Genomic DNA, 25,615 nt, shown 5'->3' on the forward strand with positions numbered 1-25,615 from the left:
GTCCTAACTAATCGAGTGGCTGATCTGAAGGTTCTGAATCAAGAGATGCCTGATCATCCGTAGACGATGAACCCGAACCCCGAACAACGAGTTTGCCGATTCCCCAAGCCAAGCCAAACGTGGCTAAAGTTCCGGCTAAACCTGCTAAGGGAGTCGCCACAGCTTCGGGTACCCCTTTGAGGGCATACTCATCAAAAACTTGAGCAAAAGGCAACTTCCTGGCTGGTGCATCTTCGGCTGCCTTGTGATCAAATTTTAAATCTTGGGCAACGCGGTCTAAGCCATCTGGGTCTGAACTGGCAAAGGGAGAGAGAAAAACTGCAATCAGCAGGGCTACACCTAAGCCAGCAATGAAAAAAGCTCGGTTACGTGAGGGTGAAAGGTTCTCACTCATATGCGTTTAATGCCTATCTATATTGATACAAATTCTTTAACGCTGCACGAACGAGCGCGAATCCGATACTCTCCGCTTACGGGGCGGATCGTAGAGCATATCAGGTCGAGTCCGCCAAATAAAACTCACTGTTACCAACGTAATCAGCGCTTCTCCAATCCCAATCAGTAAGTGCCAGAATGCCATTGCCGACATCGCCACTGCCAAGGGTATAGTTCCCGATAGGGCAAGTTGTACGGCACATAAACTTGAAGCGATAAAAACACTAGTCCAAGCTGCAACGGCTGTAGCAACCGCCATTCCCTTCCAGGTATCACGACCCAAAGCCTGACGAATCGCACGATAGAGATAGTAACCGCAAAACGTACCAATCAACCCCATATTGGTAATGTTGGCTCCTAGCACCGTGATGCCACCATCTTGGAATAGAACCGCCTGCACGATGAATACCACCACCATCACCAGTGAACCCGCCCAAGGGCCTAACAGAACTCCTGCCAGCGTTCCACCTAGGAGGTGACCGGAAGTGCCGCCGGGAATGGGAAAATTAATCATTTGTGCAGCAAAGATAAAGGCAGCGCAAACGCCCATCAGGGGAACGACTCGTTCCTGGTATTCTGCCTGTGATCGATTTAGAGAGAGTGCAATTAAAGCGATCGCAATCACCCAAGTAACCAGACTAATGGGTAGGTTCAAGAAGCCATCTGGAATATGCAAGGCTAAGTGCGGCTGTATCATCCAATGCCGCAAGCTGTTGGATGAGATGCTGTGCAGCACAACTGTAACCATGATAAAAAACTGTCCTTAGCAGCCAGATTCTTCAGTAAACGTAACCCTCTAATAAAACCTGTCCCACATCAAAAATACAATGCCGTAGGGGGGGATTTTGAGCAAAATCTAGAGAATTTCTTTAGAATTGGCGACTTTATTCCATTATGTCTTGAGATGGAGGTTTTATTCCAGAAATCTTTGTAATACGCTAAATCGGCTCATAGTTCATAGTTCATAGTAGAAATTGCCATAAACCATGAACCATGAACGTGACTTGCAGTTGTCTGTCGGTTACTTCACTAACCTGCGATCGGAACGTCAAGCAGTATTAAGGAAGTGAGTATAGATAAACACAATGATGTGAAGACGCAGTAAACACGTCGGCGCGTTAACGACGCGAAGCGTTGTGCATTGCTGTTCGCGATTCTCAATAGCGAATTATTCGCTTTCCACGGCTGTCAGTAGTACGACTCTGGGCGAAATAGCTTCACTTGCTGCCCTTGACGAGCGCCCTTGTACTTGAGTATATTACGGTAGAACATTTGTTCTAGTATGGAAATAAAATTTTCGGTGATTCCGAATACCTGTTGTGAAAAATGCATCGGCTAACAGTTGTTGAAATAATGGCTTGAAAAAACAAGTCAGCGTCCGGAAAACTGTCACAGGCTCGTGTAGTTAAACACAGCAATTAGCGTAAAACGTTTCTCTTAAAAGCATTAGCTTTTGGAACTATAATACGCCAGCTTTCGAGTGCCGCTGCATTACTCGTTGTTGAGTTAAATATTGTGTAAGGAGAACCATCATGGTTGCAACCAAAGACAGCAAAGAACAGATTTCTAAAGCGTTTCAGCAAATCCTTACAGATCGCAAAAGAATTGACTCAAGAATTGCCACCAAAGAAGAGGAAGCCGACAAAGAAAAGAATAAGCAAATTTTACAGGTTGCTTCAACTTATACCATTGATGGGATTGTCAAAGGACTCGCCGATCTGCAACTTGAGTTTGGCAACATTGTCAATGGACTTTCTGAGAAATTAACTCAAAAAGTCTCCAATTTAGATGAGTTGCATCGTGCCATCAGCGTTGCAACTCAGAATTTACAAGAGCTAAACTCAGTTCGAGTCGTTGCCGATGCCCTACACCTTCTCACCCAGGAACATCAAGAAAAGCTCAAAACCCTGGAGCAAAATGCAGCCAATCAGCGAGAAGCCCTTGAAAAAGATATGGCTGACAAGCGTAAAAATTGGGAGAAAGAACAAGAAGAGTTTGAAAATTTTGTGCAACAACAAAACGAACTATTGATTAAAGAAAGACAGCGTCAAGAAGCTGATTATGAATACGAATTAGAACGCGACCGTAAAATCGAAACGGATGATTATGAAGAGCTAAAACGCACTCAAGAAAGAGAATTGTTAGAAGCGAATCAAGAAAAAGATAAGCAATGGGCTGAGCGCGAAAAAATTCTCGCAGAGCGTCAACCCTTGTTGGAAGAGTATCAACAAAAAGTTGAAGACTTCCCCATTGAGATAGACGAGGCTGTGAAGAAGTCTAGAGAAGAAGCGATTAAAGACATTCACCAAGACGCCAAGGTGAAAGCTGAATTAGTTAAGAAAGAGTGGGAATCCACGAAACAGGGTTATGACTTTAAGATTCAGTCTCTAGAGCAAACCATTCAAAAACAAGTCGAACAAATCGAAAATCTTTCTGCTCAGCTTCAAGAGACGATGAAACAGGCACAATCTCTTGCCATGAAAGCCTTTGAGAGTTCTTCAAATTCCAATTCTAAAGAACAACTCAAATAAAGGGTTATTGGCAGATTGCAGGTTAACCGAACATCCAGTTATTTTTAACCTCCAATTTCACTCTTCAACCTTCAATCCGTAATCAGTAAATCAGAGGTTTTTGCATGGCAAGAAAACTGAGTGATAGAAATACAAAAGCAGAGCTTCTAGAGGGTTATGCTCAGTTGCAAGAGGAAAAAAAAGCATTAGAATCACAACTCAAGCTGCTTCAGAAAGAACCTAAAGACAAACCTCCCATTGCTACTGATAAACAGTCTCAACCCCAAGGAACTGCCATGAGCCAACCGCAAACTGTTAAAGACAAAATGAGCTATACAATTGATAGCTTGGTTAAGCTGCAATTGGGGTTTGGTAGTGCGATTAGTGATTTATCTGAAAAATTGACTTCAGAAGCTGAAAAACTGGAAGAACTGCGGCATTCTCTCACAGAAGAAATGCAACTACTTAAAGAATTACATGAGCTAGAAGAGATTAAAGACGATACACTGGATGCTTTAATCCAAGCTTATGAAAGTAACTCGAAAGCATTTGAGGAAGAATTTGGTCAACGGCGCGAAACGTTGGATCAAGAAATTCAGGAATTGAGGAAAGCTTGGGAGAAAGAGCAAGAGGAGTACAAGCGCTCAATTAAGGAACGCAACGAACAGCAGAGCAAAGTACGTCAACGGGATATTCAAGAGTATGAATATGATCTGACACTACGGCGTAGCTTAAATAACGACGAATACGAGCAGAACCAAAAAGGCTTGTATAAGGAACTGGAAGAAACGAAGCAAGCGCAAGAGAAACAGTGGGATGAACGGGAAAAAGCGATCGCAGAACGGGAGAAGAAGTTTGAAGAGTTAAAATTCAAGGTGGAAGCCTTTGAGAAAGACAAGGAAGCCGCGATTAAAAAGGCAAAAGCTGAGGGTGAAGGAATCGCAAGAAAACAGGTATCTGTACAGGAAGATTTACAGAGCAAGGATTTAGAAGGCCAAAAACGCAACTATGAGTTGAGGATTCAATCCTTGGAGCAAACAATCCAGAATCAGGAAGCGCGAATTCATAACCTATCGAAACAATTGGATGGGGCGCTCAAGCAAGTTCAAGATTTGGCAGTCAAGGCGATTGAAGGGGCTTCTAATATTAACTCGTATCAGGCGTTGAAAGAAATTGCCATGGAACAGGCCAAAGCGCAAACGAAGAACAAGTAATATCATCTCCATACAACATTAATGCAGGGGCACGATCATGTCGCGCCCCTAACTTTGTGAATCAGCGATCGCGCCACGTCAGTTATCAAAACTTTACTTCTTCTTTTGCCTTGACGAAGACTAAACATGATATGTATGGAGTCACGCTAGTAAAAACGCAGCTTTTTTCAAGTATCTAACGCAGTAAATTGGGTCACTCATAGAGACCCGTCTTGAGCTTTTGGTTTGACCCCCTGAGCTTCCCATTGCAAGGAGTGTATTAACTTATGAGTCAATCATCCGATACCTACAATGTTCTCTCTCCCACGAAAAAACTCTCCCAACTGATCGCGCAGTCATGGCTGGATGGACAAAAGCTTACTATTGATAAAAATTTTCTGGTTGAAAACGATATTGTCTCCGTTGAGGAAGCTGACTATTATAAGTATGAGATTATGGGAAAGAAGGAGCCGCCCTACGTCATTCACATCGATACGGTACATGTCGATCAGGAACAGAAAGGTACGATTCAGATAACGTATAGTCCTGAGCGACCCTCTGAAGTGACAGAGGAAGAATTGAATGAGTGGGTTAATAGCGACACAAACTCATCGCCTTGGTTTGCGCCTGGTAATTTGCGGCACTTCCTTCCCCACTTGGAAATGATATTAGGTCGTTAGTGAGCAGCCCTGAAAGTCGGTTGTGATTATCACAACATTAAACGGATTCATTTTCATTGGTTTGAGTTGTGTTCTAATTTCAAGGAGTGTACAAGTTATGGCTTACAACCTTCTCAGTCCCAATAAAAAACTTTCCCAACTGATTGCCCAGTCTTGGCTCGATGGGCAGCAGCTTTCTTTTGATACACAATTTCTGATTGACAATCATCTTCTCTCTGAAAATGAGGCTCAATATGTGGAAATTAATGTCGATACAACGCCATGCGGGCCTCCCTACATCGGTAAAATTGAGGGGATAGTAGGCGGAGACGGATACTCGATGTATATACCCTATCCTAATCGACCGACTGAAGTGACAAATGAGGAGTTAACTCAGTGGGTTGATAGCCCAGTAGACTCAGCACCGTATACTCCATTTGAAATCAGTCAATGGATACCTTATAGTTGCTAAAACTAGCGCTGTTCTATTCTCCTAGAATCTAGGTGAGAAAAGGGTTTCAACGGGAACTACTCGAATCCATTTAGGATAGAAGCTTGGGAGAGAATTATATGAAAATGCTCTCTCAGCTTTTAGTTGAGCTTTAAAGCAATAAAATCATTAGTATCTGATGATATGCTGAATCAGCCGAAGTTAAAAAGCTGTTTTCACTTTTTTCAATTTGAAACTATAGGTTCAGAAGAGACATTTCTCCTGACTGAGAGAAATTCTGTTTTGCTCAACAGTCGTCTAGAGCATCTATTAATCCCTTTGCTGGATGGTCAGCATACGGTTGACGAAATTGTTTATCAACTAAAAGAAAAAGTATCTGCTGCTGAAGTTTACTATGCTCTGATGTTGATGGAACAGAAAGGCTACATTGCTGAAAGCGATGAACCTTTGCCATCTAACTTAGTCATCTTCTGCGATCATTTAAACATCAATCCTAAAGAAGCCCACAGACGTTTGCAATCAACTAGAGTAGCGGTGAAGTCCTTTGGTTCTAATCTTCCCACCTCTGAATTCAAACGAACGCTTGAGTCTCTGCATATCCAAGTCTCTGAGGAAGGAGAGATTGAGGTTGTATTGACTGATGACTACTTGCAAGACGGCTTAGAGACATTTAATGAAAAAGCCTTGCAGCGATCGCACCCTTGGATGCTGGTTAAACCTGCGGGCACAATTGTTTGGATAGGGCCTATATTTTATCCTGGAAAAACGGGTTGTTGGCAGTGTTTAGCTCAACGCTTGCGAGACAACAGACCTGTTGCAAGATTTATCGAAAAACGTAAAGGGATTTCAACCCGTTTAACCTCCCCTCTCGCTTCCCTGCCCTCTACATTGCAAACCACATTAGGGATGGCAGCGACAGAAATTTTTAAATGGATTGTTCAGGGAGAAAATCAACGTCTAGAGGGGATGTTAGTTACCCATGATACTCTCACTTTAGAAACTCAAAATCACATTCTAGTTAAGCGTCCTCAGTGTCCAAGTTGCGGAGAACTCGTTAATGGGTTGAATCGCAAACCCTTGCCCATTATTCTGGGACATCGGAAAAAAACATTTACAGCGGATGGAGGACACCGCTGCTTTCCACCGGAAGAAACCCTGAAGAACTATCAACACCACATCAGCCCTTTAACCGGAGTAGTTCGAGGATTAAGAAAGAGAGACCGAAACTCCAATGGTTTAACTCATACTTATGTAGCTGGGCATCATTTCGCCACGATGTTCGATGATTTAGATGCCTTACGCCAAAATATCGGGGGCAGAAGTGCAGGTAAAGGAAAAACGGAGCAGCAAGCTAGAGTAAGTGCTTTCTGTGAAGCAATTGAGAGATACTCTGGCGTCTTTCAAGGAGATGAAATCAGACAAAAAAGCAGTTATCAACAACTGGGGGATAAAGCCATTCACCCCAATGAATGTATGAATTTCAGCCAACAACAATACAACAATCGTCAGGAATGGAATAAAAGTTGTTCTAGCGGGTTTCAAAAAGTTCCAGAACCCTTTGATCAGGAACGGGAAATTGAATGGACGCCCGTTTGGTCAATAACCAATGAAGACTTTAAGTATCTGCCAACGGCTTACTGTTATTATGACTATCCCCAACCCTCAAAACCGGATTGCTGGGCGAACTCCAATGGCTGCGCGGCTGGCAATACCCTAGAAGAAGCTATCTTACAAGGGTTTATGGAGTTAGTGGAGCGAGATTCTGTAGCCTTATGGTGGTATAACCGCCTCAAGAAACCGAGGGTTGATTTAGGTTGTTTTGATGAACCCTATTTTCAAACCCTGGAGGACTATTACCAAACACTACATCGCGAACTCTGGGTTTTGGATATTACCAGCGATTTGAATATTCCAACCTTTGCCGCCATTACTCGCAGAATTGACCAAGAGGTTGAAGATATCATTCTTGGCTATGGTGCTCATTTTGACCCAAAACTTGCGGTTAGTAGAGCCTTAACAGAGGTCAACCAAATCCTTCCTAACGTTTTATCCGCTCATGCGAATGGTAGTACTCAATATCCTCCATCCTCCGATTCCCTCGTGATCCAATGGTGGAAAACGGCTACTGTAGAAAATCATTCTTATCTAGTTCCCGATGAAAATGTTCCACCCAAAGGGAGCGCTGATTATTCCCAATCTTGGAGTGACGACTTGCTAGAAGATATCAGGCTTTGTCAGCAAATTGTAGAAAAAAACGGCATGGAAATGTTGGTATTGGATCAGACTCGACCGGATATCGGACTAAAAGTCGTTAAGGTTATTGTTCCCGGTATGCGCCACTGGTGGAAAAGGTTAGGACAGGGACGGCTGTATCATGTTCCAGTTAAAATGGGTTGGTTGCAAGAACCGATACCAGAAAATCATCTCAATCCATTTCCGATGTGGATGTAATCAGGAAGTTAAAAGTATTGTGTAGGGTGGGTTAGGCTAGGCGTAGCCGTAACCCACCAGATGTTCTGATAGAGAATGGTGCGTAACGCTGTCGTTAACACATTCTACTAACTGAAAGAAAATCGTTTAATTAACATATAGACTAATGATTAACAACTATAAAATCATTGATGCAGATTCCCATGTATTCGAGCCTCTGGATATGTGGGAAAAGTATTTAGAACCTGCTTATAAAAGCTTTGCACCGTCACCGGATATGAAAATTAGAGGTGAGCCGATCTACTACAAAGCTTCTCAGGAAATTGTTACCCAATGGACTAAGCAGATTCTGCAATCTTACCCGATGGCTAGAGTCAATGGCTTTACGAATGAGCTTCACCTGCTGACCATGAAGCAGATGAAGATTGATGTGTCATTTATTTATCCGACTCTGGGATTAGCCATATTATCCATTGATACAATGGAGCCGCAATTGGCGGGAGCCTTTACCCGTGCCTACAACAATTGGTTACAAGACTTTTGTAGTTATGACCCGCAAAAACTGCAAGGAGTAGGACTGGTTAATCGTCATGCTCCCGATGAAATGGTTGAGGAATTGCATCGAATCGCCAAATTTGGCTGGAAGGCTGTAGTGTTGCGCCCCAACCCAGTTAAGGGACGACTGCTGAGTGACCCCGCCTATGAGCTATTTTGGACAGAGTGTGAAGCACTGGGAATAGCGGTATGTATTCATGAAGGCACTCATAGTCGCTTGCCCAGCGCTGGCGCAGATCGTTTTAATACCCGTTTTGCCCTACGCGCTTGCTCTCATCCGATGGAGCAGATGATGGCAATGCTTGCCTTGATAGAAGGAGGGGTGTTAGAGCGTCATCCTAAACTTAAAGTCGCTTTTCTGGAGTCCGGTTGTGGCTGGCTACTCTACTGGCTGTGGCGGCTGGATGAAGAGTATGAGTGCCATTATTGGGAGGTTAAGGATAATGTGAAGATGAAGCCTTCCGAGTATTTTCGCCGCCAGTGCTTTGTCGTGCTTGAACCGTCGGAACCCTACATCGATCGCATCATTGAGTATATCGGTGCAGATAAGTTGCTCTTTGGTTCTGACTATCCCCATGTTCATTGGAAAACAACGGAAAACGACCAGGATATTTTAGATATTAATCGGGTGCTTCAGGAGCGGCTACCGCAGGAGACAGTGCAACAGATTCTTTGGGAGAATCCCGCTCGATTCTACGGACTCGCATGAGCCAGTGTTTATAGATGCAGGGGACACTCTATCGCTGTTTTCAAATTGAGTCGCCATAACCCGCTACACACCTGCAATCCTTCCAAGGGGTAAAACTAGCTCAGCGTGAAGAATCTTCTCAAAATCCCCTTTTTAAGCCGGAGCCGAAGGTGAGGAGATTTAGGGGGATCTGACTTTTGAGACATCCTCTCAACGCAACCTATAGCAATCCTCAATGATTCGTAAACGCCAAGATCCCCAACTTCTTGAAGAAGTCGGGGATTTGAGCAGCCAAAGTTTGTAACTTAAATAGGATTGCTATACTTGCTTTGTTACTGACTTCAAAGCCATACGCTACACTGCGTTAACCTATTCTAGCAATTGAAGATTCACGTTATAAATTAGCTTTCCGGAAAATCTAACTATGAATACTATTACTAACTACCAAATTATCGACAAAATTCATGAAAGTGCTAATTCATTAGTCTATCGAGGTATCCTCACACAAAATAACCAGCCCATTATCTTGAAAATTCTTCAAGCAGAATATCCCAATCCATCTGTCCTCACCCGGTATAAGCAAGAATATGAAATCACCCGTTCCCTGACTCTGGATGGTGTTGTCAAAGTTTATGGCTTGCAGAGATATCAAAATAGTCTAGCCATGATCTTAGAAGATTTTGGCGGAAAATCCTTAAAGCTATTAATGGCAGAGCGTAAGTTTACGCTAGAAGAACTTCTTACTATTGCAATCAAGATAGCTGAAAGTTTGGGAGCAATTCACGCGGCTAATATTATTCACAAAGACGTTAACCCCTCTAATCTCGTCTACAACCCTAAAACTGGACAAGTTAAACTTATCGACTTTGGCATTTCCACCGTTTTATCGCGGGAAAATCCGACAATTCGCAATCCCGATCGCATAGAGGGAACTTTAGCCTATATTTCGCCAGAGCAAACGGGCAGAATGAACCGTGCGATCGATTACCGAACTGACTTTTATTCTTTAGGTGTCACGTTATATGAACTGTTCACCCATCAACTTCCCTTTGCAACTCATGATGCGATGGAGTTGGTGCATTGTCATATCGCTAAACAACCTGTACCGCCCCATGAATTTGTAGGGGCGAACGGCGGTGCCCCCTTACCAAGCATCGTTTCAGATATTGTGATGAAGTTGATGGCGAAAACGGCAGAGGAGCGATATCAAAGTGCCTGGGGATTGAAAGCCGATTTAGAAAATTGTCTGCATCAGTTACAAACTAGCGGTCAGATTTTAGAGTTCCCCCTCGCTTGTCAGGATATTTCCGATAAGTTTCAAATCCCACAAAAACTCTACGGTCGGGAAGAGGAAGTCAAAACTCTACTCGCCGCATTTGTTCGCGTAGCGTGCGCGGAGCGCAAACGAGTCGCCGCAGGAAGAACACAAGAACAGGAAGAGACTGTAACTCAATCCGAAACTCACTCCCCCCAACCCCCCCTTATTAAGGAGGGGCAAACAACACAGTCTTTCCCACGGGGGCAAGGGGGGGTCGAATTGATGCTCATTGCTGGTTATTCAGGCATCGGTAAGTCAGCTTTAGTCAATGAAGTTCATAAACCGATTGTGCAACGGCGCGGGTATTTTATCTCCGGCAAGTTTGACCAATTTAAGCGCAATATTCCTTATGCGTCCCTAATTCAAGCCTTCCAGGAATTAATTCGAGAGTTGTTAAGTGAAACTGAAACACAGTTGCAAACTTGGAAACAGAAGATTTTAGATGCACTGGGTAGCAATGGTCAAGTCATCATTGATGTGCTTCCCGAATTAGAACTGATGATTGGCAAACAACCGTCAGTGCCGCAACTTGGGCCAAGCGAGTCCCAAAATCGATTTAACTTAGTGTTTCAAAAATTTCTTGGTGTTTTCACGCAACAAGAACATCCCTTAGTCATCTTCCTGGACGATTTGCAATGGGCAGATTCAGCGTCTTTGAAGTTGATTGAACTACTCATGACGGATAGTGATCGCCAATATCTATTGATGATTGGAGCCTATCGAGATAATGAAGTCAGTCCAACTCATCCGTTAATGCAGACTTTAGAGCAGATTCATTCATCTGGTGCTAGGGTCAATACTATCACGCTTCAACCGTTAGCAATTGACCACGTTAACCATTTAATTACCGATACCTTAAACAGCTCTACAGAAGAGACAAAATCCCTAGCTGAGCTAGTGTTCAATAAAACGAACGGTAATCCCTTTTTCTTGACTCAGTTACTCCAATCCTTATACACAGAAAACCTACTAATTTATAATCCCTCTCAGTCCTTACCCTTCCCCCTTAAGAACCGGAGTTCATACGAGGAGGTTTGGGGGGGTAAGAAGACCAATCAAGGGGGGTGGCAGTGGGATATTGAGCAAATTCAAGCCATAGGGATAACCGATAATGTTGTCGAATTAATGATCGGCAAGATTGAAAAACTCGACACAAGTACGCAGAAGGTCTTAACGTTAGCGGCCTGTATTGGGAACCGATTTAATTTAGATGTTCTCTCTGTTGTCAATGCCAAATCTTTATCCGATACAGCCACTGACCTTTGGCCAGCGCTTCAGGAAAGCTTGATTATACCGCTGAGTGACGACTACAAAACTCCTCTGCTTTGGAAGTCAGAGCTAGAGTCTATTGACCACTCAGATACGTCCTCTTTTTTCGTTCCCAAGACTCCATCAGCTATACCCTACAGATTTTTGCATGACCGCGTTCAGCAAGCTGCCTATGCTTTAATTCCGGAAGGCCAGAAAAAAGAACTTCATCTAAAAATTGGTCAACTCCTGCTGGAAAATATCAAGCCTGATGAATTGGAAGAGAATATCTTTGATATTGTCAACCAACTCAACATAGGGCTAGAATTAATTACCCATCAGGCGGAACGAAATAAGCTTGCTCGCTTTAATCTAATTGCTGGCAGAAAGGCGAAAAATGCAACAGCGTATGAACCTGCCCTCAGATATTTAGAATTTGGTCTAGAACTCCTATCAGCCGATAGCTGGAAACATCAGTATGACTTAACGCTAGCTCTCCATTTAGAAACGGTAGAACTCCAGTACATAAATACTCAGTTCGATCAAGCGGAAAAACTTTCTGCTGTTGTCCTAAATCACGCCCAAACACTCCTCGATAAAATCAAGGTGTATGAGCTAAAGCTCCAGTCTTATATAGCTAAAATTCAACTCCATGACGCTATAGAGACTGCACTTGAGATTCTGACACAATTAAGAATAGACTTACCCCAAAAACCCAGTAAACAGAGGATCGAGGAAGAACAAAAATCCATAGAATTGCTCTTGAGAAATAAGCAAATTGAGGATTTATTCGTTCTACCAGAAATGACCGACCCCTATAAACTTGCGGCTGTCAGGATTTTACTGATTGTCACAATGCCAGCATTTATTACAAATCCTCCGTTATATTCTCTGGTGACCTTGACGGCAGTCAATCTCTGCATCAACTATGGAAATCCTCCCCAAGCGGCTGGCGTGTATATTTTTTACGGCAAGCTGCTGTGTGGAATCATGAAAGATATTGATTCTGGTTATCGCTTTGGTCAACTGTCATTAAGGCTGTTGGATAAATTTAATATTCAAGACTTTAAATCTCTCGTCTTACATTACAGTAATGGATTTATCCGACCCTGGAAAGAATCCGTCCGCAACAGTGACATCATCCCCATGTTGCAGACAGCCCTTAATGTTGGTCTAGAGACGGGAGATATCGAACATGCGTCTTATAATGCCTCAGCCTATTGCCTGTTCTCAATGTTTACTGGCTGCAACCTGGAAGAATTGAACCAAAAGTATGAAGAATACATCAATTTGGTTATCAAATTAAAACAAGAGTATACCGTTTACTACATGACAAATTGTAGTAAAACAGCCATTAATTTACTCAGAGGATATGAAAATAACTTTTGTTTAGTTGTCAGTGACACTCAAGACCAAGAAGAGAGCATACTAGAGCAATGGACTAAAGTAAAAGCAGCTTGGTTGCTGTTAAGTGCTTACTTAGCCAAAACGATTTCATATTACTTTTTTAAGGACTATAACCAGGCGGTCAATAGCGCCATAAAAGCCGATAAGAATGTAGAGAGTTCTGCCGCTTACCTGGTTTCAGTGCAACATAATTTTTACTATTCTCTGGCTTTACTGGCAAGTTGTCATTCTGCTGAAAACAAAACACCTAATAAAGTTCCCAAGCAAGTAACCGTCAATCAGAAAACGATGAAAATGTGGGCGGAGCATTGCCCAGAAAATTTTCAGCATAAATATGACTTAGTAGAAGCTGAAAAAGCGCGAGTCTTGAACAAAAGTTGGGAAGCCTCAGAACTCTATGCTCGCGCCATCCGAGGAGCTAAAGAACAAGGATACATCCATGAAGAAGCCCTAGCCTACGAACGCGCCGCCGAATTTTACCTCTCCCTTGGCAGAGCAGAAATTGGTCAATTTTACATGAAGAATGCCCATCATTGTTATACTCGCTGGGGAGCAGTGGCTAAAGTCAAAGCCTTAGAATCTGAGTATCCACAAATATTAGTAGGAGCAACCAGCCGAAAGGGCGATAAAAACACCAGCACGATTGTCACCACATCTGAGAGTGATGCTCAAGCGCTGGACTTGGCAACTGTAATTAAAGCCTCGCAAACCCTAACCAGTGAAATCTTGCTGGGCAAATTGCTCTCCAAGTTAATGAAAATCGCCATTGAAAATGCCGGAGCGCAAAAAGGCTTCCTGATTCTCGGTAACGATAGCAAGTGGGTAATTGAAGCCGAAGGCGTTGTGGGTAAAGATGAGGTGAATGTGATGCGCTCCATTCCCGTTGACGCGGTTGACTCCTCCATCGGAGTTCCCCTTGTCTCCAGTGCCATCATCAACTTTGTCGCTCACACTCAGGAAAACGTCGTCTTAAATGATGCCACCCATGAGGGACAATATACCCGCGATCCCTACATTATTGCGACTCAACCCAAATCCATTCTCTGTGCTCCCCTACTTAACCAAGGCAAACTTAGCGGCATACTCTATCTAGAAAATAACCTCACGACTGGGGCATTTACTCCCAAGCGAGTCGAAACCTTAACCATCCTTTCCGCCCAAGCCGCCATCTCCATCGAAAATTCCCGCCTCTACAACCAATTAGAAGAATACAACCGGACGCTAGAGTTCAAAGTCGAGGAGAGAACTCAGCAATTACAAGAGAAAAATCAGGAGCTCGCCTCCACCCTGAAAAAACTCAAAGCCACCCAAGATCAAATTATCGCCCAAGAAAAATTGGCTTCTCTCGGTGCTCTCACAGCAGGCATTGCCCATGAGATTAAAAATCCCTTAAACTTTGTGAATAACTTCGCTGAACTTTCTGCCGAGTTAACAGAGGAACTGCTCGAAGAGATTGAAAATCAAAAAGATAAGTTAGATACAGAAACAACAGAATATATTGAGGAGATATTAAATGACTTGACTCAAAACGTCAAAAAAATCAATGAACATGGTAAGCGAGCAGACAATATTGTGCGTGGCATGTTAATGCACTCTGGGGGCAAAGCCGGTGAGCGACAACTCACTGACATCAATGCCTTACTAGCAGAGTATGTAAATTTGGCTTATCACGGAATGCGTGCTAAAGATTCTTCCTTCAATATCACCATAGAAACCCACTATGACGACACGATTGGGTTAGTGAATGTTGTCCCACAGAATATTAGCCGAGTCTTTCTGAATGTGATTAATAACGCTTGTTATTCGGCCCACGAGAAGAAAAAAGAACTCGGAGAAGGATTTTTACCCACACTTTCAGTTACTACGAAAAACCTAGGTGAGCAGATAGAAATCCGCATCCGAGATAACGGCAAAGGCATAACCGATGAAATTAGGGATAAAATATTCAATCCCTTTTTTACCACCAAGCCCACCGGTCAAGGAACCGGGTTGGGTCTATCGATCAGTCACGATATTATTGTCCAAGAGCATCAAGGCGAACTCAAGGTGAACACCGAAGCGGGCAGCTATGCGGAATTTGTGATTGTTTTGCCAAGACGGAGTTAAGTCATGAAAATCATGGTTGTGGATGATGAAGAAGATGTTCAATTATTATTTCGGCAAAAATTTAGAAAGGAAATCAAACAAGGTCAAATTGAATTTCAGTTTGCCTTCTCGGCAAAGGAGGCACTGGAATACTTAAATAGTCAGCCAGAAAATTGCGTTGTCCTGATTCTCTCAGATATTAATATGCCAGGCATGAACGGTCTAGAACTGCTCAAAATTATTAAAGAAAAATTTCCTAATTTAAAAGTCTTTATGATTACCGCCTATGGAGATGAAGAAAATTACAAAGTCGCGATGGAGTATGGAGCGGACGAATATCTACATAAGCCTGTTGAATTTGACAACCTCAAAGACAAAATTTTGAATTATTAGCTAAACCTAACCGGCAAATAAACTATGCCAGCAAGCAGGGAAAAACAATGCCAGCGAAAATACTGGTTGTGGATGACGAGCCTGACTTAGAATCCCTGATCCGCCAGAAATTTAGAAAAAAAATTCGGCAAAATGAACTTCAGTTTGTTTTTGCACAAAATGGTTTGGAAGCCATAGAAAAGGTACAAACTGAACCGGATATCGATATGGTATTAACCGATATTAATATGCCCCAGATGGATGGGCTAGCTTTGCTCACTCGGCTTTCAGAGCAACATCCCACTATCAAAACTGTGATTCTTTCGGCCTATGGGGATATCGACAATATCAGGAAGGCCATGAATTTGGGGGCATTTGATTTTCTGACGAAACCGATCGATTTTCAAGATTTAGAAATTACGACCAACAAAACGCTGCAACATGTTGATCAGATGAAACAAGCGCTGCAAAAAGAGCGTTTAGCTCAGCAGGCTCAAGCCGAATTATTGAAAAATCTCCAGCAAGAAATTGCCGAACGCCAACGTGCCCAAGAGGCTCTACGCATTAGCGAGAGGCGGTTAGCTCAATTTTTGGAAGCATTACCGGTGGGCATATTTGTGGTGGATAGTCGTGGTAGAACCTATTACGCCAATCAAACCGCACAGGAGTTACTGGGTAAAGCGATCGCGCCGGATGTCACGACTGAACAATGGCCGATGGTGTATCAAGCCTATGTCGCAGGGACACAACAAATTTATCCCATAGAGCAACAGCCCCTTTGGCGAGCTTTAAGAGGAGAAAGAGCCACTGTGGATAATATGGAGCTTCATCAAGGCGATCGCATTATCCCTCTAGAAGTGTGGGCAACTCCAATTTTTGATGAAACGGATCAGGTTGTCTATGCAATCGCGGCCTTTCAAGACATCACTCAACGCAAACGAGCGGAAACTGAACGAATTCGTTTCACCCAAGAACTGGAATTCAAGAATACTCAATTACAGCGCTTGGATCAAATCAAGGATGAGTTTTTAGCCAATACATCCCACGAACTCCGTACCCCGCTCAATGGCATTATCGGCATTGCGGAATCCCTCCTCGATGGTGCGGCGGGTGAACTCAATGGCAGGCAAAAAGCCAATCTCTCCATGGTCGTCTCTAGTGGGATGCGGCTGGCCAACTTGGTTAATGATATCCTTGATTTCGCCAAACTGAAGAACCGAGACATCGAACTGCAAAGGCAGCCTGTAGACTTTCGCCAGATTACAGAGATTGTTCTGAGGGTTTGTCGTCCTCTGGCGGCGGGTAAATCCCTAGAACTGAATAACGCGATTCCAGAGGAATTAGTTGCCGTTGAAGGTGATGAGAATCGGCTGCAACAAATTATGTACAATCTGGTCGGCAATGCGATCAAGTTTACGGAATCTGGAGCAGTGACGGTATCTGCGATCGCTCTCGACGGTATGGTAGAAGTGACCGTTGCCGACACCGGGATTGGTATCTCACCCGATAAATTCGGCGATATTTTCAAATCCTTCGAGCAAGTGGATGCCTCCGTCTCCCGTGAGTATGGTGGAACCGGACTCGGACTAAGTATCACCAAACAACTTGTGGAACTGCATGGCGGTACAATCCGCGTCGAGTCAGAACTGAGTCAGGGTTCCCGGTTCCTTTTTACGCTACCCATGAGTAGCCAAACACCAACTCGGACGTTAGATTTCAGCCAAGCCGTGGCTAGAATGCGGGAAAATGAATCACCGCCCCCCGAACTTCTTGCACCCATTGTTCAATCAAAGGGTCAATTAACAATTTTGGTGGTAGATGACGAACCGATCAATTTGCAAGTTGTTGCCAATCACCTATCCCTGCAAAACTATGGCATTGTCCAAGCCCACAGTGGAATAGAAGCATTAGAAAAAATTCACAACGGACTCCGGCCAGATTTGATTTTGCTCGATATTATGATGCCGAAGATGTCTGGCTATCAAGTCTGTCAAAAAATCCGCGAACAGTTTCCCGCTTCGGAAATGCCCATTGTGATGTTGACGGCCAAAAATCAAGTTTCAAACCTCGTGGCTGGCTTGGATGCGGGGGCCAATGATTATTTGACCAAACCTGTCCTGAAAAATGAACTTTTAGCGCGAATTAAAACCCATATCAATCTCTCTAAAATTAATATCGCCTATGGTCGGTTTGTCCCCCATGAATTTTTGCGCTTTTTGGGACATAAAAGTATTGTGGATGTCCGTTTGGGTGACCAGATTCTTAAAGAAATGTCCGTGATGTTTGCTGACATTCGCGACTTTACCGCCCTCTCCGAAGAGATGTCTCCCAAGGAAAACTTTGATTTTATCAATTCTTACTTGAGCTGGGTAGGGCCTGTTATTCGCCAGCATCATGGTTTTATTGATAAATATATTGGGGATGCGGTGATGGCGCTGTTTCCTGAGACTGCGGATCAGGCCGTAAAGGCTGCGCTCGATATGCAAAAACAGGTCTTACTTTATAATATCAAGCGGCAAAAAGCTGGTTATCCGACCCTGGCGATCGGTATTGGCTTGCATCGGGGGAGTTTGATGCTGGGAACCATTGGCGAAGAACGGCGCATGGAAAGCACTGTGATTGCCGATGCGGTTAATTTAGCGTCTCGTCTAGAAGATTTAACTAAAGTTTATGGGGCTTCCATTCTCATCAGCGGACCGACTTTATTTAGCCTGGAAGACCCCACGCTGTATCACTATCGATTCATCGGACAAGTACAAGTTAAAGGTAAGAAAGAACGGGTTTCTGTTTTTGAAATTTTTGAGACAGATCCGCCTCAACTTCAATCTCTCAAACAGCAAACTAAAACCTTGTTTGAACAAGCCGTCATACTTTATAATAGTAATCAAATTGCCTCTGCTTATCAAATATTCAAAGATATTTTCCAGATAAACGCCCAAGATAAAGCGGCTAATTTCTATATCAAAAACTGTGAAATTTTTTTAAATTAAACCATGACCTGAGCCTATTAACCCAACTGTCACTCGGCTCAAGTAGGGACAGCTCTCTAATATTGATTTCTCTAACTCGAATCTAAACAAAAATGTCAAGAGAGCCAACAGCTACGTGGAAAGCTAGACTGTTGGCTGTGGATGAAATAGGGTGCGGACAATACGCCATAAGCTTCCTTCACGGCGTGCGTCTCTGCCAAATCCCGAATTTGACCCATTTCCTCCTGCTCACAAAACGTCGTTACACTCATTGGGCAAGAAGAACAGGTATCTAGTTCAACCCATGGGCAATTGAGCGGGTGCAGCACCAATTACTGGGTAAGGCAGAAGGCCATCCCATTCGCAGAGCCTCCGGACAGATGGTATGAATCGTGAGTTGGCAGTCAATCATCTGTAAACCCTCTCGTTCCACCTGCTTGACCCCTTGTTTGAGAATCGAATCATTCTTGAATTCAATGGTTCGGTTGCACTGAATGCAGACTAAATGATGGTGATGATTCGGGAAAGGCTGATTGAGTTCGTAATGTTTATGTCCTTCCGCCAATTCTAGTTCCCGTAAAATACCCATCCGTGACATTAACTTGACGCTGCGGTAAATGGTCGATAAACTAATCGGCTCTCCACGCTGCTGTAACAGCTCGTGGAGTTCCTCCGCACTCAGATGGTTGCCTCTGGGTAAATTTTGAAAAACATGCAGAATTGTTTCCCGTTGTGGCGTTAAACGCCAACCTCTGGAATTGAGTTCGGCCTTGAGTGAAGCGGCTGTGTAAGGAGGCATAATAACTCTCTCAAAAAAAACCGTTTATTGACAATGCATTATTGACAATAATAGTTACTGGCACCTCGGACTTGCAACAAAATCTAATAGTTGAGAATAAATCTCAGTGCTTTATTGATAAATATTGAAAAACCACCGACGGATCTAAGGAGGATGAGATTGTTCTTAGAATGGTATTAAGACCAATTGCAGTCTAAACTGGATTCTCTCCAGTGAGTGATCACAAATGGTTCGTCGGTCATGGGGTTGGCATAAAACTCCGCCTCAAGCCGTCATCCCTATGCCTTAACAAACCCTTAACAATTGCAATTTGGTAGAATGATCGTTTTTTGGGTTATTTCAGCAAGATAGCTGCTCCTTTGACTGGGAAACCCAGTCCCATCACAATGAGTAGCATCTGATTTCAGACGCATAGGGCAAAACTCCTTTTCTCAAGGGGAGCTGACACCGATATAGCCGCACCCAGCTAAAGCTTAGGATGCTGCTACCACCTCAAATAGCGATAATTTTTATATGTCCAAATACGACTCTTATCTAAGATGTTCCTTTTGCGGTAAGTCCTCTGAACAGGTACGCAAATTAATTGCCGGACCCGGCGTCTATATTTGTGATGAATGCGTGGAACTGTGCAACGAGATCTTAGATGAAGAACTGTTCCACTCCTCCAATGACACAGCCATTCAACCCGCTCAGGACGCTGAGCCTCCCCAAAAGCAACCTATCCCAGTCAGCCATCGAGCTTGGCATCAACTGCCAAAACCGATAGAAATTAAGCAAGCTCTAGATGAGTATGTCATCGGTCAAGACCAAGCCAAAAAAGTTCTCTCTGTGGCTGTTTATAACCATTACAAACGCCTCAGTGTTGACCCAAGCGAGAGCAGCAAGACGACCCTTGAGGAGAGTGTGAAGCTCTCTAAGTCCAACATTCTTCTGATTGGTCCTACCGGGTGCGGCAAGACCCTTTTGGCTCAATCCCTGGCAACTCAGTTAGATGTTCCTTTTGCGGTTGCGGATGCCACCACGCTAACAGAAGCCGGTTATGTCGGGGATGATGTGGAAAATATCTTGCTGCGATTGCTGCAAGTCGCTGACTTCAATGTTGAAGCGGCTGAGCGAGGCATTATCTACATTGACGAAATTGACAAGATTGCCCGTAAAAGTGAAAATCCGTCCATTACGCGGGATGTTTCCGGAGAAGGGGTTCAGCAAGCTCTCCTGAAAATTTTGGAAGGGACGGTGGTGAATGTGCCGCCTCAGGGTGGACGTAAGCACCCTTATCAGGAGTGTATTCAACTTGACACCAGTAATATTCTCTTCATCTGTGGCGGTGCCTTCGTTGGGTTAGACAAAGTCGTAGAGCAACGCATCGGGAAAAGCTCGATCGGCTTTGTGCAATCCGGTGAAGTACAGTCTCTGCAAAAGCCGACAGCCGAACTTTTCAAACATCTAGAGCCAGAGGATTTGGTGAAATTTGGTCTAATTCCAGAGATGATTGGTCGGTTACCTGCAATCACTTCCGTTGAGCCACTCGATGAAGACGCCTTGATGAGAATATTGACGCAACCTCACAATGCTTTGGTGAAGCAGTACCAAAAATTACTGAAAATGGATAGTATTCGTCTAGAGTTTCAGCCAGATGCTCTAAGAGCGATCGCCCAAGAAGCCGTTCGCCGCAAAACCGGAGCGAGAGCACTGCGGGGCATCCTAGAAGAGCTGATGCTGGAGATTATGTACGAATTACCCTCCCGCAAAGATATTCATCGCTGCACGATTACCAGGGAGATGGTAGAGAAACGCTCCACGGCTGAACTCCTGACTCATCCCTCTTGGCTGCTAAAATCCGAATCGGCCTAGATTGTTGGAGCCAACGGTGATGAAAATCACAATAATCACCATCGGTTTCTGTGGCGATGTACAACCCTGGAGTGAACGGGTTAGAGAGAACGGACAGACTGTTCCAGTTTTGTCTAGTTACAGCCAGCAGGTTGTCCCTCGCCCACAGGATTAGCCGGAGCAAGCGATCGCACTTCTTGAACAACGCCCAGAACAACGAGATTTCGTTTCAGTGTGTAAGTCCTAGTACCATCAACTAACCATTGCTCTAGGTGAGAAGATTTGCGCCTAAGAGGGTGTAGGGCAAGCCGTGGCCTGGATTAGCGATCGCCTATTTTAATCACAAGCTTTCGCCAGTTAACTTTAAAGACGCCGAGACTTCGACGCGGGGGGTTGATCCCGAAAACTAACAATCAGCAAGCAGATAATGCCAATGTTAATAAAAACATCAGCGAGGTTGAACACGGGGAAATGAATCAGACGAAAATCCAAAAAATCTACGACGCACGTTAAAAGCTTGCCGTCTACGACGCAACTGTTGAAAAAACGGTCAAGACCATTGCCCAAAGCTCCTCCCAAAATAAAGCCGTAACCTAGCTGCTCTATAGTATTTAACACGGGGCCAAACAAAGCGAACGCGATTAAACCAATGCTCACGACCAAAGACAGCCAGCGTAACCAAACTTCTCCCTGAAAGACACTAAAAGCTGCACCAGGATTTAAGACATAGGTAAAGTGAAAGACACCCGGCCAAAGACCTAGAGTTTGCTTCAACTCAAAATTCTGCACCACTAAATATTTGCTTAGCTGATCCGAAATCAGACTGATCAAGGCAATAACCCAAAAAAAGGGGTTTTTCAGGGGCTTGGTCATGGGTTATGAGTCATTAGGTTGAAGGTTAGAAGGTTGAGCGTTGGAGAATTGGGCTTTTTGAAGATAACTTTCAACCTGCACCCTGTCAACCTGCAACCTTGCTTGAACTTGAAGACAAACAGCTAGTAAAACATCAGTTGTCGCAAAGCAAACGCTAAAGCTGTAACAGCACAAGTGACTACCATTTGTCCTGGCAGTGGCTCAATCGAGTATTTCATGATGGCTTCCCAGAGGGACAAATTGCCAAAGGTTGCCAAACTCAGGGCATGGAAAATGATCAAATATCCTATACCGTAGAGATGAATCGTCGAAAGACCACACACGCAGCTAAAGGCGAGAGATTCGATGCGCGGCGGCATCCGAAAAGCTAAGAAGCCACAAACCCAAGCACCGGCGATAAAGCCCAGTAAGTAGCCAAAGGTAGGCTCCTTTAGATAGCTAAGACCACCACCCTGGGTAAAAACAGGCAAGTTCAAACCCAAGACAATATAAGCGATTTGAGAAAGGGCACCAGCACTTTTACCGCCTAAACACCCCGTGAGGAGGACAGCCCCGATTTGATAGGTAACACCAAGCGATACTGTTTGGATGCCATGCCCTGACCAATCCCAGGGCGGATTAGTCACAAAGGCTTCCACAAAAGTGCCGCCGATTGTCAGTAGTAAGCCAATCAACGCCCACAGAAGTTCATTGGGAACAGACACAGTCAGCAAGAGGCAAAGAGCCAATATTGTACAAGGTGGAAGGCATTTATTGTAAAAGAAAGCATGTCTTCTGTTTTATTTTCCAGAAGATTTGCTGGTTGCCCAAAATCTTTATATCTGAGGAAAGCCTGACTCTCCGGCAAGGGGCGCGTCGTTACCCATTAACCGCAGAAACTCTGGCATGAGGGGATGATGGCATGGGGGGCATCACCTCACATTAGGGCACAGCCAGGTTAGATACCTGTTTCAACACTGCTCTGTAGCCACGATGGAAACTTTGCCCAAAATCTCCCGTTAAGGTGAACGCCTGCTAGATTTGGTGAGATAATTTGGGATAAATTTGAGGGTTTTGAACCCTTCTTAAGAATCCGGATAATTTTAGGCTATATTTGGTTTTTTAAAGCTATTTTTTGATAAAATCACCTAAAAAAAGCTGATCCGCTTAAGAGAAGCACAGATGTTTCCTGATGAAACCGATTAAAGCTCACAAGACTTAGCTAAAGCATGAAGAAAAAAGCATTAAACTAGGTGCAAAGAATATTATAAATTTTACGAATCGAGTTGAATTTTCCTTGAATTCAGCTCATCCATAAGCTAGAACCAAGCTCATCTTTCTTCATTGAACTTCCGTTAGACTGAATGAAGTGAGCAGTAGTCAGAAATCTTAATCTTCCCTTTACGTCTAAGCGCTATTCTTTTATAGGTTTACTGATAAAAGTAAAAAAAATTAGATAACGATGCTTGTCCGGATCAATCTCACCCATACTACTCGTCTAGCGGCCTCAATCGCTGTGGTTGCTATGACAGTCGGCTTAGCGGCTTGTAGTGGGCCGCAAGGCTCAGAGAAAGCTGCCGATGGCGGTACTTCTTCCGACGCATCTAAAAATGCTGGATCGGATAAACTCGCCCTCCAACAAGATGTACAAATAGTCGGTGCTGGGGCATCATTTCCGGCACCGTTGTACCAGCGTTGGTTTCAAGACCTGAACGGTCAATATCCCAAACTACAGGTTAATTACCAGTCAGTGGGGAGTGGCGCAGGCGTTGAGCAATTCACGGCGGGTACCGTAGACTTTGGCGCTAGCGACACAGCGATGAAGGATGAAGAAATTCAAAAGGTGCCAGCAGACAAAGGAGGGGTTCTCTTACTGCCGGTGTCGGCAGGCGGTATTGTTCTGGCATACAACGTTCCAGGCGTTGATGAACTGAAACTACCTCGGCAAGTCTATGCCGATATCTTGCTCGGTAAAATTAAGAAGTGGAATGACCCTGCGATCGCAAAAGCGAACCCAGACGCCAAGTTGCCAGACCAAAATATCACTGTAGTACACCGTTCTGACGGAAGCGGTACAACTGGTGTTTTCACAAAACATCTCAGTGCAGTCAGCCCAGAATGGAAAACTAAGGTAGGAGAAGGTAAGACAGTACAGTGGCCTACTGGGGTTGGTGCCAAGGGGAATGAAGGCGTCACGGCCCAAATTCAGCAGACTCCAGGGGCGATTGGTTACATCGAGTACGGCTACGCCAAGCAAAATAATTTGAAGGCTGCCGCCTTGGAAAACAAAGCCGGTAAATTTGTTACCTATAACGACCAGTCGGCCTCGAAAACACTGGAAGCCGTGCAACTGCCTGAAAACCTCAGAGCGTTCATTCCCGACCCAGAAGGCGACGAGTCCTATCCCGTCGTTAGCTACACTTGGCTTCTTGTGCATCAGAAGTATTCCGACCCAACCAAAGCTAAAGCGATAGAAGGAATGATTGAGTATGCTTTAACTGAAGGTCAGAAAGTTGCCCCAGAGCTAGGGTATGTTCCTCTACCCAAAAACGTTGCTCAGAAAGTCGCTGCGGCAGCCGATCAAATTAGCGCAGACTACAAAATTACTGTTGGTCAATAGCCTCGAAGGGAAACTTGAAGCTAACTCAAAGGTAATTCCATTGTTGATTTTGAGTTACAGTACGCTAGATTTGACGGTTTAGTGATCCGAAGTTGCATCCAGTTGTGGTATCCGATACGGGAAGGGGGAATTGACAACCAACTTATCCGTATCGGTCACTGCATTTGAGGGCAACTTGGTAGAATATTCGCTCCCACTTTTTTCTCATCCGTTTGTTCGGTAAAGTCAATCATGGCTACACAAGCTCAGAATTCTCCAGCTGGAATCCAGCCTCGCTCCAAGACCGAAAAAACTCTGGATCAGGCTTTTGTCTGGCTAACTCGCATCTTAGCGCTGGCGGTTGCCGGGGTTTTAATCTATGTAGCCGTTGTGGTTGGGATCAGGGCTATGCCTGCGATCGCCAAATATGGTCTAGGATTTCTGTTCTCTAGTGCCTGGAATCCCGTTAACGAGACTTACGGGGCGCTTCCCATGATCTATGGGACAATCGTCAGTGCTGCGCTCGCACTATTATTTGCCATACCGCTTGGAGTTGGCACGGCTGTCTTTTTGAGCGAAAATTTTCTGCCCTTATCTGTTCGGACACCACTAATATTTATGGTGGAGCTTCTAGCGGCTATTCCGAGTGTTGTCTACGGTTTGTGGGGCATTTTTGTTCTGATTCCTTTCCTGCTTCCAATCGGGGGATGGCTTCACACTAACTTCGGCTGGTTGCCTATTTTTAACACTCCCCTACGTGGCCCAGGAATGTTACCGGCAGCCATCATCTTAACTATCATGATTTTGCCGATTATTACGGCAATCTCTCGCGATTCTTTAGGTTCCCTGCCTCCCGATTTAAGGCAGGCATCCCTAGGCTTGGGTGCAACACGCTGGGAAACACTTTTCCGAGTCCTCATTCCGGCAGCTTTCTCAGGAATTGTTGGCGGAATCATGCTAGCTTTAGGTAGGGCGATGGGAGAAACAATGGCTGTTACCATGATCATTGGCAACGCCAATAATTTGAATATTTCGCTGCTAGCACCCGCCAACACGATCGCTTCCCTCCTAGCCAATCAATTTGCTGAGGCTTCCGGTTTACAAGTTGCAGCTCTCATGTATGCAGGGCTGGTTTTGTTTCTCATCACACTAATCGTTAATGTCTTGGCTGAGTTGATTGTTCGCCAAGTGAAGAAATTCTAGCGACTTAGA

18 protein-coding genes are annotated in these 25,615 nt (G+C 44.3%); 12 read left to right on the forward strand and 6 right to left on the reverse strand.

Translation table 11 applies throughout. The features are described from left to right. Positions 1-7: 7 nt before the first annotated feature. Together NDI48_05895 and cbiM are read right to left on the reverse strand one after the other, a co-directional pair. A complete protein-coding gene (locus NDI48_05895; GenBank protein ID MEP0830740.1) occupies positions 8-394 on the reverse strand; it encodes a PDGLE domain-containing protein in 387 nt (128 codons plus the stop codon). A gap of 36 nt (positions 395-430) precedes the next feature. After that, positions 431-1,183: a cobalt transporter CbiM gene (cbiM, locus tag NDI48_05900; GenBank protein MEP0830741.1), complete on the reverse strand. Its 753-nt coding sequence runs from the start codon at positions 1,181-1,183 to the stop codon at positions 431-433. Positions 1,184-1,967: 784 nt separating this feature from the next. On the opposite strand from cbiM, the gene NDI48_05905 reads away from it, so the two are divergent. The 9 genes from NDI48_05905 to NDI48_05945 all read left to right on the forward strand — a co-directional run bounded on the left by NDI48_05905 (position 1,968) and on the right by NDI48_05945 (position 18,341). Further along, positions 1,968-2,966, forward strand: a complete 999-nt coding sequence (locus NDI48_05905) for a hypothetical protein (protein MEP0830742.1) — start codon at positions 1,968-1,970, stop codon at positions 2,964-2,966. A gap of 104 nt (positions 2,967-3,070) precedes the next feature. Beyond that, entirely contained in the window at positions 3,071-4,159 is a 1,089-nt protein-coding gene (locus tag NDI48_05910) for a hypothetical protein (protein ID MEP0830743.1), read from the forward strand. Positions 4,160-4,425: 266 nt separating this feature from the next. Beyond that, positions 4,426-4,818, forward strand: a complete 393-nt coding sequence (locus tag NDI48_05915) for a hypothetical protein (protein ID MEP0830744.1) — start codon at positions 4,426-4,428, stop codon at positions 4,816-4,818. A gap of 97 nt (positions 4,819-4,915) precedes the next feature. Then, entirely contained in the window at positions 4,916-5,269 is a 354-nt protein-coding gene (locus tag NDI48_05920) for a hypothetical protein (protein MEP0830745.1), read from the forward strand. A gap of 162 nt (positions 5,270-5,431) precedes the next feature. Continuing rightward, entirely contained in the window at positions 5,432-7,699 is a 2,268-nt protein-coding gene (locus tag NDI48_05925; protein ID MEP0830746.1) for a TOMM precursor leader peptide-binding protein, read from the forward strand. 145 nt (positions 7,700-7,844) lie between these two features. Then, the gene (locus NDI48_05930; protein ID MEP0830747.1) at positions 7,845-8,942 is read left to right on the forward strand and encodes an amidohydrolase; all 1,098 of its coding nucleotides are present in this window, start codon (positions 7,845-7,847) and stop codon (positions 8,940-8,942) included. A 403-nt stretch (positions 8,943-9,345) separates the two neighbouring features. Next, the gene (locus NDI48_05935) at positions 9,346-15,000 is read left to right on the forward strand and encodes an AAA family ATPase (GenBank protein MEP0830748.1); all 5,655 of its coding nucleotides are present in this window, start codon (positions 9,346-9,348) and stop codon (positions 14,998-15,000) included. Positions 15,001-15,003: 3 nt separating this feature from the next. Continuing rightward, positions 15,004-15,372: a response regulator gene (locus NDI48_05940; GenBank protein ID MEP0830749.1), complete on the forward strand. Its 369-nt coding sequence runs from the start codon at positions 15,004-15,006 to the stop codon at positions 15,370-15,372. 47 nt (positions 15,373-15,419) lie between these two features. Beyond that, the gene (locus tag NDI48_05945; GenBank protein ID MEP0830750.1) at positions 15,420-18,341 is read left to right on the forward strand and encodes a response regulator; all 2,922 of its coding nucleotides are present in this window, start codon (positions 15,420-15,422) and stop codon (positions 18,339-18,341) included. 95 nt (positions 18,342-18,436) lie between these two features. Here the strand turns inward: NDI48_05945 and NDI48_05950 are convergent, their stop codons facing one another. Beyond that, positions 18,437-18,592 carry a hypothetical protein gene (locus NDI48_05950; GenBank protein ID MEP0830751.1) on the reverse strand — a complete coding sequence of 52 codons (156 nt, stop codon included), beginning with the start codon at positions 18,590-18,592 and terminating at the stop codon, positions 18,437-18,439. Between the two features lie 20 nt (positions 18,593-18,612). Next, a complete protein-coding gene (locus NDI48_05955) occupies positions 18,613-19,119 on the reverse strand; it encodes a transcriptional repressor (protein MEP0830752.1) in 507 nt (168 codons plus the stop codon). A 513-nt stretch (positions 19,120-19,632) separates the two neighbouring features. Between NDI48_05955 and clpX the strand changes: the two genes are divergently transcribed. Continuing rightward, positions 19,633-20,973 carry an ATP-dependent protease ATP-binding subunit ClpX gene (gene clpX / locus NDI48_05960; GenBank protein MEP0830753.1) on the forward strand — a complete coding sequence of 447 codons (1,341 nt, stop codon included), beginning with the start codon at positions 19,633-19,635 and terminating at the stop codon, positions 20,971-20,973. 342 nt (positions 20,974-21,315) lie between these two features. On the opposite strand, the gene lspA is transcribed toward clpX, so the two are convergent. Continuing rightward, positions 21,316-21,825, reverse strand: coding sequence for a signal peptidase II (lspA, locus tag NDI48_05965; GenBank protein MEP0830754.1), 510 nt, complete (start codon positions 21,823-21,825; stop codon positions 21,316-21,318). A 122-nt stretch (positions 21,826-21,947) separates the two neighbouring features. Beyond that, entirely contained in the window at positions 21,948-22,529 is a 582-nt protein-coding gene (locus NDI48_05970; protein ID MEP0830755.1) for a biotin transporter BioY, read from the reverse strand. Positions 22,530-23,266: 737 nt separating this feature from the next. On the opposite strand from NDI48_05970, the gene pstS reads away from it, so the two are divergent. Continuing rightward, positions 23,267-24,424 (forward strand): phosphate ABC transporter substrate-binding protein PstS, encoded by a 1,158-nt coding sequence (gene pstS / locus NDI48_05975; GenBank protein ID MEP0830756.1) that lies wholly within the window; start codon positions 23,267-23,269, stop codon positions 24,422-24,424. A 231-nt stretch (positions 24,425-24,655) separates the two neighbouring features. Beyond that, complete coding sequence (gene pstC / locus NDI48_05980; protein MEP0830757.1) at positions 24,656-25,606, forward strand: phosphate ABC transporter permease subunit PstC; 951 nt, start codon at positions 24,656-24,658, stop codon at positions 25,604-25,606. Positions 25,607-25,615: the final 9 nt, after the last annotated feature.

This window comes from Microcoleus sp. AS-A8 (genome assembly GCA_039962225.1).
Taxonomy (GTDB): Bacteria; Cyanobacteriota; Cyanobacteriia; order Cyanobacteriales; family Coleofasciculaceae; genus Allocoleopsis.

Excerpts from the sequence above, each read along its gene's own strand:
- NDI48_05935 (MEP0830748.1), top strand. The coding sequence starts at position 9,346 with ATGAATACTATTACTAACTACCAAATTATCGACAAAATTCATGAAAGT.
- NDI48_05945 (MEP0830750.1), top strand. The coding sequence starts at position 15,420 with ATGCCAGCGAAAATACTGGTTGTGGATGACGAGCCTGACTTAGAATCC.
- lspA (MEP0830754.1), bottom strand. The coding sequence starts at position 21,825 with ATGACCAAGCCCCTGAAAAACCCCTTTTTTTGGGTTATTGCCTTGATC.
- NDI48_05915 (MEP0830744.1), top strand. The coding sequence starts at position 4,426 with ATGAGTCAATCATCCGATACCTACAATGTTCTCTCTCCCACGAAAAAA.
- NDI48_05925 (MEP0830746.1), top strand. The coding sequence starts at position 5,432 with ATGCTGAATCAGCCGAAGTTAAAAAGCTGTTTTCACTTTTTTCAATTT.
- NDI48_05910 (MEP0830743.1), top strand. The coding sequence starts at position 3,071 with ATGGCAAGAAAACTGAGTGATAGAAATACAAAAGCAGAGCTTCTAGAG.
- NDI48_05920 (MEP0830745.1), top strand. The coding sequence starts at position 4,916 with ATGGCTTACAACCTTCTCAGTCCCAATAAAAAACTTTCCCAACTGATT.
- pstC (MEP0830757.1), top strand. The coding sequence starts at position 24,656 with ATGGCTACACAAGCTCAGAATTCTCCAGCTGGAATCCAGCCTCGCTCC.
- pstS (MEP0830756.1), top strand. The coding sequence starts at position 23,267 with ATGCTTGTCCGGATCAATCTCACCCATACTACTCGTCTAGCGGCCTCA.
- NDI48_05955 (MEP0830752.1), bottom strand. The coding sequence starts at position 19,119 with ATGCCTCCTTACACAGCCGCTTCACTCAAGGCCGAACTCAATTCCAGA.
- NDI48_05905 (MEP0830742.1), top strand. The coding sequence starts at position 1,968 with ATGGTTGCAACCAAAGACAGCAAAGAACAGATTTCTAAAGCGTTTCAG.
- NDI48_05930 (MEP0830747.1), top strand. The coding sequence starts at position 7,845 with ATGATTAACAACTATAAAATCATTGATGCAGATTCCCATGTATTCGAG.
- clpX (MEP0830753.1), top strand. The coding sequence starts at position 19,633 with ATGTCCAAATACGACTCTTATCTAAGATGTTCCTTTTGCGGTAAGTCC.
- NDI48_05895 (MEP0830740.1), bottom strand. The coding sequence starts at position 394 with ATGAGTGAGAACCTTTCACCCTCACGTAACCGAGCTTTTTTCATTGCT.
- cbiM (MEP0830741.1), bottom strand. The coding sequence starts at position 1,183 with ATGGTTACAGTTGTGCTGCACAGCATCTCATCCAACAGCTTGCGGCAT.
- NDI48_05950 (MEP0830751.1), bottom strand. The coding sequence starts at position 18,592 with ATGAGTGTAACGACGTTTTGTGAGCAGGAGGAAATGGGTCAAATTCGG.
- NDI48_05940 (MEP0830749.1), top strand. The coding sequence starts at position 15,004 with ATGAAAATCATGGTTGTGGATGATGAAGAAGATGTTCAATTATTATTT.